We start from the raw sequence: 7,759 nt of genomic DNA on the forward strand, positions 1-7,759 counted from the left end.
ATCCTCCCGAGCGGGCGTCCGCCCGACCTCCGCCACCGCCGCGGGCGGGCGGCGCGGGGGGGGGGGGGGGGCGGGCCGCCGGCGCGGGGTGGGTGGACCCGGCCTGGCCGGAGGTGGCGCGGGCGCATCACGGCAGCGTGAGCCGCGAGCAGCGCCAGCTCATCGAGGAGGACCTCAAGGCGGGCCGGCTGCCGGCGGTCGTCGCGACGTCGAGCCTGGAGCTCGGCATCGACATGGGCGCGGTCGACCTGGTCGTGCAGATCGGCTCGCCGCCGAGTGTCGCGGCCGGCATGCAGCGGGTGGGCCGCGCGGGCCATCAGGTGGGCGCCAGCAGTCTGGGCGTGGTACTCCCCCGTCACCGGGGCGACCTGCTCGAATGCACCGTCGTCGCGGAGCGGATGCGGGTCGGGGAGATCGAGCGGCTGCGCCTGCCGCGCAATCCGCTCGACGTGCTCGCCCAGCAGATCGTGGCGATGACCGCGATGGACGACTGGTCCGTCGAGGACCTCGGCGTGCTGGTGCGTCGCACGGCCACGTTCGCGTCGCTGCCGGCCTCGGTGCTGGAGGCGGTGCTCGACATGCTGGCCGGTCGCTACCCGTCCGACGACTTCGCCGAGCTGCGTCCCCGCATCACCTGGGACCGGCAGACCGGCACGCTGCACGGCCGACCCGGCGCGCAACGCCTCGCGGTGACCAGCGGCGGGACCATTCCCGACCGCGGGATGTTCGGCGTGTTCCTCGTCGGCGAGAAGGCCAGCAGGGTCGGCGAGCTCGACGAGGAGATGGTCTACGAGTCGAGGGTCGGCGACGTGGTCCTGCTCGGCTCGTCGAGCTGGCGGATCGAGGAGATCACCGCCGACCGGGTGCTCGTCACCCCGGCGCCGGGACGGCCGGGTCGGCTGCCGTTCTGGCATGGCGACGCTCCTGGTCGGCCGGCCGAACTCGGCCGCGCTCTCGGCGCGTTTCTGCGGGAACTCGGCCGACTGCCCGCCCCGGCCGCGACCGAACGGGTCCGGGCGGCCGGTCTCGACGAGTGGGCCGCCGCGAACCTGCTGCGGTACCTCGGCGAACAGCGGGCGGCCGTCGGCCACCTCAGCGACGATCGCACCATCGTGGTCGAGCGGTTTCGGGACGAGCTCGGCGACTGGCGGCTCGCGGTGCACTCGCCGTTCGGGGCGCCGGTCAACGCGCCGTGGGCGCTCGCGCTCGGCGCCCGCCTGCGCGAGCAGTACGGCACCGAGGTACAGATCATGCACACGGACGACGGGATCGTCGCCCGGATCCCGGACGCGGCGACGGTGCCGGGCGCCGACCTGGCCGTGTTCGACCCGGACGAGATCGGCGCGATCGTGCGCGCCGAGATTGGCGGCAGTGCCCTGTTCGCCAGCCGGTTCCGCGAGTGCGCGGGGCGGGCGCTGCTGCTGCCGCGGCGCACGCCCGGCCGGCGCACGCCGCTGTGGCAACAGCGCCAGCGCAGTGCGCAGCTGCTGTCGGTGGCCGCGGAGTTCACCGACTTCCCGATCGTGCTGGAGACGATGCGGGAGTGCCTCCAGGACGTGTTCGACACTCCGTCGCTGGTCGGACTGATGCGTGAGGTGGCGTCGCGCTCGCTGCGGGTGGTGGAGGTGGAGACCTCGTCGCCGTCCCCGTTCGCCGCCGCGTTGCTGTTCGGCTATGTGGCGGCGTTCATGTACGAGGGGGACGCCCCGCTCGCCGAGCGACGCGCCCAGGTGCTGTCGCTCGACAGCTCCCTGCTCGCCGAGCTGCTCGGCGAGGCCGACCTGCGGGAGCTCATCGACCCGACGGCGCTCGCCCAGGTCACCGCGGAACTGACCCGGCTGGCTCCGCAGCGCCGGGCCCGCGACGCGGAGGGGGTGGCCGACCTGCTGCGCATCGTCGGCGACCTGACCACCGAGGAGGCCGAGGCCCGCGGCGCGACCGCCCAGTGGCTGGCGGAGCTCGAGCACGGACGGCGGATCATCAGGGTACGGATCGCCGGGGAGGAACGCTGGGCGCCGATCGAGGACGCCGGCCGGCTGCGGGACGCTCTGGGCGTCCCCCTGCCCGTCGGAGTGCCCGACGCCTTCACCGAGCCGGTGCGCGATCCCCTCGGGGATCTGATCTCACGGTTCGCCCGCACCCACGGTCCGTTCGACGCCGAGGAGCCGGCCCGCCGGCTCGGGCTCGGGCCGGCGGTCGTCGTCACCGTCCTGGAGGCACTGACCGCCAGCGGCCGGCTGGTCCGCGGCGAGCTGCATCCGGACCGGACCGGCGTGCAGTGGTGCGACGCCGAGGTGCTGCGCATGCTGCGCCGGCGCAGCCTCGCGGCACTGCGCCGGCAGATCGAACCCACCCCGACCCGCGCGCTCGGCGCGTTCCTGCCAGCCTGGCAGGGGGTGACCGGCGGGCGCGCCCGCGGCGTCGACGGTGTCCTGCGGGTGGTCGAGCAGCTCCAGGGCGCGCTGATCCCGGCCAGCGCCTGGGAGTCACTCGTGCTGCCGGCGCGGATCAGCGACTTCTCCCCCGCCCAGCTCGACGAGCTGTGCTCGGCCGGCGAGGTGCACTGGGCGGGCGCCGGTGGGCTGCCCGGCGGGGACGGCTGGCTCACCCTGGTCACCGCCGACGCCGCGAGCCTGCTGCTGCCGCCCGCCGATCTGGACGCGGCCGCCGGGCCGATGCACGCGGGGATCCTCGACGCGCTCGCCGACGGGGCGGCGTTGTTCTTCCGGGCCCTGTCGGACCGGGTCGAGTCCGTCGACGACGCCGCGCTGAACGCGGCCCTGTGGGATCTCGTCTGGGCCGGGCTGGTCACCAACGACACGCTCGCGCCGCTGCGGGTGGTGCTCGGCGCGACCGGCGGGACGGCGGGGGCCGCGGGGCGGCGGCGCGCACCCCGCCCCCGCCAGGCCCGGTACGGTCGGCCGGTGCTGCCGCGCCGGACCGGGCCACCCAGCGCGGCCGGTCGCTGGTCACTGCTGCCCGAACGCGACGAGGACTCCACCCGGCGTGGCCACGCGCAGGCCGAGGCGCTGCTCGATCGGCACGGCATCGTCACCCGCGGCGCCGTGACGGCCGAGCACGCGCCGGGCGGTTTCGCCGCGGTGTACCGGGTGCTCAGCGCGTTCGAGGACGCCGGCCGGGCCCGGCGTGGCTACTTCGTCGAGTCGCTCGGCGCGGCCCAGTTCGCCGTGCCCGGGGCGGTCGACCGGCTGCGGGCGATCTCCGGTGCCCAGCGGGACGCGGCAGCCGCCCCCGCCTGGGCGCAGGGTCCGGATGGCCACCCCGACGACCGCGCCGGCCGCGCGCCGGCGGGCATCGGAGCGAGGACCTCACCCAGATCGTCCGAGGCGCCGGTCGCCGGGCTGGTCCTGGCGGCGACGGATCCGGCGAACCCGTTCGGGGCCGCGCTGCCCTGGCCGCCGCGACCCGACGCGGCGGCGGAGACGGCGGCGGGCCACCGCCCCGGCCGCAAGGCGGGTGCGCTCGTCGTCCTCGTCGACGGCGACCTCGTGCTCTACGTGGAGCGCGGCGGCCGGTCGCTGCTGTCGTGGAACGCGGACGACCACATCATCGGCCTCGCCGTCGAGGCACTGGCCCGCGCGGTCGTCGACGGCTCGCTCGGCCGGCTGACCGTGGAGAAGGCGGACGGCGAGGCGGTGGCCGCCAGCGCGCTCGGCGCGGCCCTGACCCGGGCCGGGTTCCACCCGACGCCGCGCGGCGGCCTGCGCCTGCGGGCATGACCCCTCAGGGGCCTGGAAGCAAGGGGGCTGAAAGCTCCGGCGGCAGCAGTGGGGCACCGGCGGTGACCTCGTTGTGGGACCGGCGGCTGCGGACCCTCACCGCCGGGCTCGTCACGATCGTCACGCTGGTCGCGTTCGAGGCGCTCGCGGTCGTGACGGTCCTGCCCGCCGTGGCGGCCGACCTGCACGGCGTCGGCCTGTACGGCTGGGCGACCAGCGCGTTCTTCCTCGGCACGATCATCGGCATCGTGCTCGCCGGCACGGGCACCGACCGGTCCGGTCCGGCGCGTCCCTTCGCCGTCGGGCTGGGGTTCTTCGGTGCGGGGCTGCTGCTCGCCACCGTCTCCCCGTCGATGCCGGTGCTGGTCGTCGCCCGTGGGCTGCAGGGGCTCGGTGGCGGGTCGATCCCCGCGATCGCCTACGCCACCATCGGCCGGGTCTACCCCGCGGCACTGCGGCCCAGGGTGTTCGCGGTGCTGTCCACCGCCTGGGTGGTGCCCGGTCTCGGCGGTCCGGCGCTGTCCGGCCTGATCGCCGCGCAGGTGGGGTGGCGTTGGGTGTTCGGCGGGCTCCTGCCTCTCACGGCCGCCGCGGGGCTGGTCGCGCTGCGGGCACTACGGGCGGTGCCCGCGGCGGCGGGTGCTGGTGGCGACGGTGGCCTCGGCGGTGCTCCCGTCGTCGCGGCGGTGCGGGTCACCGTCGGCGCCGGGCTTCTGCTCGCCGGGCTCAGCAGCCGCTCGCCGCTCGGTGTGCCGCTGGTGGTGGCCGGGATCGGCTGCGGGCTGGGGCCGCTGCGGCGGTTGCTGCCCCCGGGCACCCTGACCCTGCGTCGGGGCGTCCCCGCCGCTGTGGCCTGCCGAGGGCTGCTGACCTGGGCCTTCTTCGGAGCTGACACCTTCGTGCCGCTGTCGATCACCGCGGTGCGACACTCGTCGACGACGACGGCCGGGTTGGCCGTGTCCAGCGCGACCCTGTGCTGGACGGCGGGATCCTGGACCCAGGCCCGGCTGTCGGGACGGGCCCGGGAGCGCGACCTCATCGGCGCTGGACTGGCCCTCGTCGCACTCGGCACGGGCGGTTTCGCCACCGTCCTGCTTCCCGGCATACCGCTGCCGGTTCCGGTCGCCTGTTGGGGGCTCGCCGGCCTGGGCATCGGGATGTCGTACTCGACCGTCGTCACCCTCGTGCTGGCGGAGACGCCCGAGCAACGCCACGGCGCGGCGAGCACGGCGGTGGCGCTGACCGACAATCTGGGCACGGCGTTCGGCGCCGGGATCAGCGGAGTGGCGGTGGCCGCGAGCGAGGCGGCGAACGGCACGCCGGATGCCGGGCTGGCCGCGGCTTTCGGGCTCACCGTGCTCGTCGGCCTGGTGGGGGCGCTGGTCGCCGTCCGTCGGCTGCCGGACCGGCGGGGTGCCCGCCCCCTGCCCGCCCGGGTTTCCTGACGGGGACGAGGACGAGCCAGGCGGCGCCAGGCGGTCCACGGCGGCAGTGAGGTGACGCGAGAATGCCGGAGGGTGACACCGTGTGGCGGGCTGCCAGGCGGATGGACTCCGCGCTCGCCGGCGCGCCGTTGTTGCGCACCGAGTTCCGGGTGCCGTGGCTGGCCACGGCGGACCTGTCGGGTCAGCGGATCACGGGCGTGGCGGCTCGGGGCAAGCACCTGTTGACCAGGTTCGACGGTGGTCTGACGTTGCACACCCACTTCCGGATGGAAGGGTCCTGGCATCTGTACCAACCCGGTTCGCGCTGGTCGGGCGGCCCGGGCTGGCAGATCCGGGCGGTGCTCACGACAGCCGAACGCACCGCGGTCGGCTACCGACTGGCGATCGTCGAGCTGCTGGCGACCGCCCGGGAACAGGATGCGGTCGGCCATCTCGGCCCGGACGTGCTCGGCCCGGACTGGGATCTGGACACCGCGGTCGGTCGACTGCGGGCGTGGCCGGACCGCCTGGTCGGCGCCGCGCTGCTCGACCAGCGAAACCTCGCCGGTCTGGGCAACATCTGGCGTACCGAGGCGTGTTTCCTTGCCGGGGTGTCACCCTGGACGCCCGTGGGCGACGTACCCGACCTGCCAGGTCTCGTCCGGCGAGCTCAGGCGATGATCGAAGCCGGCGCCCACGGTGGGCATCAGGTGACGACCGGGTCCACGCGGCCCGGGGAGGAGCACTGGGTCTACGGCCGGGCCGGGCGGCCCTGCCGACGGTGCGCGAGCCGGATCCTCGTTGCCGACCAGGGCCGTGCGCCCGGCCAGATCGACGACGAAGGCCGGCGTACCACCTGGTGTCCGCGCTGCCAGGCGGGACCGACGGCTCCCGCGGGAGCCTTCGCTGGCCGCGGACGTTCCGGGGCGGGCGCGACGGTGCGCTCCGCCCGTCGCCGGCAGCGTTTCGGCGACGCCGCTTCCTGAGGAAGCCCGCGCCTGACGACGATGCTCGACGACGATGGTGCCTGGCTCGATCCGGCTGTCATCCCGGTTCTGACTGGCCGTCAGTTCCGGGAGAAGCTGATCAGGCGGGCCCGTCCGCGGGTGAAGGCACCCTCGGCCGCCTTGAGACTGATCTCCAGATCGGCGGCCGCCTCACGGGTACTCATTCCGGCCGCCCGCGCCATGATCACCTGGCGTTCCCGGCCGCGCAGCGAGCCCGCCCGGGACAGCAGCCAGCGCGCCTCGGCACGGTCGCAGACCGCGTCGTCCGGAGCGGGCTCCCAGGACTGCAGGTACCCACGGACGACGGCCCGCTCGGCCCGCTGCCGGGCCCGGTGGTGGTCGACGCAGAGGCGCAGCACCGTGGTCGTCAGGAACTGACCGACCCGGTTCGCGTCGAGGTCGCGGAAGCCAGCCGCACGAATGAACGCCTCATGCACGCAGTCCTCCGCGTCGGCCTTGCTGGGCAGCCGACGACGAGCTATGTGGATCAGGCGCTCCCGATGCGGGAGCATCAGCGACCAGCGCTGCTCGCTGTAGGGCCGATCCAGTTCGGCCACGGCTGTTGCCGATGTTGCGGATGCGGAATCAACCGGAAGGATCTCCCCGGCAGGGCATGTCACGGTTTAGTCCACCTCTGGATTACTCGGACCGCGCCACCCCCCAGCGACATCTCGGTCAGCCGGTACGCGCCAGTACCGGAGTGCGACCGCGACGCGCCTTGGTCTCTTTAGTGCCCGCTGCGCGCCAGGCAGCGAGCTTTGGACAAGCCGGACATTACACATCCACTCCTGGGCAAGCCAGTGCCGCCCCGTCCGGACCCAGGTGCGGACAGAACAACGCTAACTCACCGCTCTCGCTACGGAACTGGAACCGTTGATCTCAGGGCGGATCAACGCCTCCAAATGGTGACAAAAGGCGGGCAATCCCAAGCGGAGCACGTCGCCCGCCCCAACTTGACCTATGCCTAACTGCCATGCGCTACGGAGCGTGGCCGGCGGACCGGTCGTGAACGTGGCCGCCGCTGACCCCAAGGTGCCACCCAGTTGCGTTGGTGACAGGGGTGTAGGGGGCCCCTCCGTTCGTACCGGCCCAAGCACAACCCGGACCGGCCCGCGACACCCGTCGGTGCCGTACTAACCCGCGAGGTCCCGCAGGGCCGCCGCGTACTGCCGCAGCGCCTGCGTGTCGGCTTCCAGCCGGTCCAGTCCGAGCGCCGCCGACGGCACCCCGGCGACCACCTCGCCGGCCGCCACGAGCAGATCGTCGAAGACGCCGGTCGACGTCCGCATCGTCGCCGCCAGACCGTCCCGGGCCCGGACCAGCTCCGCCCGCCGGGCGGGATCGGCGACCGCCCGGATGGCCGCCTCGCACGCCACGACCCTGGCCGCGCCGACCCGCAGTCCGTCGACCAGCTCCACGCCGCCCGCCACGGCGCCCCGAAGCATCGACCGGGCGGGACCGGCACCCACCGACCTGGTCATCGCCGCCAGCGCGCTCTGCGCGGCCTCACCCCGGCGCAGCGGGGCGGGCCCGGCCCCCCCCCCCCCCCCCCCCCCCCCGGGCGCGCGCCCCGGCGGGGCGGGCCGCG

4 protein-coding genes and 1 pseudogene are annotated in these 7,759 nt (G+C 74.9%); 3 read left to right on the plus strand and 2 right to left on the minus strand.

Features of this window, described 5'->3' with window-relative positions; all coding sequences use genetic code 11:
* The 3 genes from MXD60_RS22775 to MXD60_RS22785 form a co-directional block, all read left to right on the plus strand.
* Window positions 1-3,740: Lhr family helicase (locus MXD60_RS22775; protein WP_248821379.1), on the plus strand; the 3,740-nt coding region annotated here is incomplete at its 5' end.
* Entirely contained in the window at window positions 3,737-5,185 is a 1,449-nt protein-coding gene (locus tag MXD60_RS22780; RefSeq protein ID WP_248821380.1) for an MFS transporter, read from the plus strand. The genes MXD60_RS22775 and MXD60_RS22780, both read left to right, overlap by 4 nt.
* A 62-nt stretch (window positions 5,186-5,247) precedes the next feature.
* Window positions 5,248-6,150, plus strand: a complete 903-nt coding sequence (locus MXD60_RS22785) for a DNA-formamidopyrimidine glycosylase family protein (protein WP_248821381.1) — start codon at window positions 5,248-5,250, stop codon at window positions 6,148-6,150.
* An 80-nt stretch (window positions 6,151-6,230) separates the two neighbouring features.
* Here MXD60_RS22785 and MXD60_RS22790 read toward each other — a convergent pair whose 3' ends face one another.
* Window positions 6,231-6,728 carry an RNA polymerase sigma factor gene (locus MXD60_RS22790; RefSeq protein WP_248821382.1) on the minus strand — a complete coding sequence of 166 codons (498 nt, stop codon included), beginning with the start codon at window positions 6,726-6,728 and terminating at the stop codon, window positions 6,231-6,233.
* Window positions 6,729-7,304: 576 nt separating this feature from the next.
* Window positions 7,305-7,759, minus strand: a pseudogene (locus MXD60_RS22795) (phage shock envelope stress response protein PspM); the annotation flags it as partial.

It is taken from the genome of Frankia sp. AgB32, from assembly GCF_023243045.1.
In the GTDB taxonomy this organism is placed as follows: Bacteria; Actinomycetota; Actinomycetes; order Frankiales; family Frankiaceae; genus Frankia.

Bases quoted from the DNA above. Each gene is read 5' to 3' on its own strand.
- MXD60_RS22785 (WP_248821381.1), top strand. From the start codon at position 5,248: ATGCCGGAGGGTGACACCGTGTGGCGGGCTGCCAGGCGGATGGACTCC.
- MXD60_RS22780 (WP_248821380.1), top strand. From the start codon at position 3,737: ATGACCCCTCAGGGGCCTGGAAGCAAGGGGGCTGAAAGCTCCGGCGGC.